Raw genomic sequence first — 1058 nt, forward strand, 5'->3', positions numbered from 1 at the left:
ATGACGGTTTGTCAAATTAAGTGCAACACTTCTTCCGTGAAGACCTCGTATGCAGTTTTCCAGTTGAGACATTTTCGCGGTCTCCCATTGATCCAGGCGAGCGCTTGAGCGAGTTCAGAACGACTGACCTTTCCGAAATCTGTCCCCTTCGGGAAAAATTCACGGAGAAGACCATTGGCGTTCTCGTTACTCCCACGCTGCCAAGAAGAATACGGATCCGCAAAATACATCGGTACGCCTAACGTGTCACGAATTCGTTCATGACAGCTAAACTCTTTTCCACGATCTGTCGTCGCAGTTTGGAACGTTCCCAACGGGAAGTAAAGATGCAATGCTTGAATCGCAGACTCCATCGATTGAGCGGACCGATCTTCCATCGGTACAGCGAGATAAAAACGGCTCTTTCGCTCGACGAACGTTGCGACACAGGCTTTGGATTTCCCTCTACCCGAGACAACAGTATCAACCTCCCAATGTCCGAACGTTTGGCGCCCTTTGACGTCAGACGGACGTTTACTGATTGGCAGTCCGACGTTAAAGCGTCCACGCGTCTCACGTGGTTTCTGACGCTTTCCCTTTTGTCGAAGGAGTCCAGAATCGGCCTCGACGAGGCCCGTATAGATCCAGCGATAAATTGTCTTGAACGAGAGTCCTTCTTCTTGGAATAATCGTCCGGCAATCTGTTCAGGGGACCATGTCTCGCGTAACTTTTCGAGGATACGGACTCCTTTTTCGAGCGTAAACTTCGTCCGTGCACCGCACTTCTTTTTGCGTTCCACATAACGCTGGTCAGCACAGGAAGCATCATAGTAAGGATTTCGTTTCAATTCTCGTGAAATCGTAGAAGGTTGACGCCCCAGGCGTCCAGCAATCTTTCGGACAGAGAAACCTAGCTCGAGATACGTCTCTATTTTGACTCTTTCTGATGTGGTAAGATGAACATAGCTCATAACGAATCCTCCGTTGAATTTTGTGTGGTAACTCTATTCTACACGAGGCCGTTATGGGTTTTTTTTGTGTTTTCAGCTAGGTGTTGCACTTAATATTACAATTCGTCA

The 1058-nt window shown here is 48.0% G+C and carries 1 protein-coding gene; it reads right to left on the reverse strand.

Going from position 1 to position 1058, the window contains the following annotated elements; translation table 11 throughout:
* Positions 1 to 11: 11 nt before the first annotated feature.
* Entirely contained in the window at positions 12 to 950 is a 939-nt protein-coding gene (locus tag KNP94_RS15775) for an IS30 family transposase (RefSeq protein WP_088838374.1), read from the reverse strand.
* Positions 951 to 1058: the final 108 nt, after the last annotated feature.

Origin of the sequence: Exiguobacterium sp. s80 (genome assembly GCF_018618725.1) — a bacterium.
GTDB classification, from domain to species: domain Bacteria; phylum Bacillota; class Bacilli; order Exiguobacteriales; family Exiguobacteriaceae; genus Exiguobacterium_A; species Exiguobacterium_A oxidotolerans.

Excerpts from the sequence above, each read along its gene's own strand:
- KNP94_RS15775 (WP_088838374.1), bottom strand. The coding sequence starts at position 950 with ATGAGCTATGTTCATCTTACCACATCAGAAAGAGTCAAAATAGAGACG.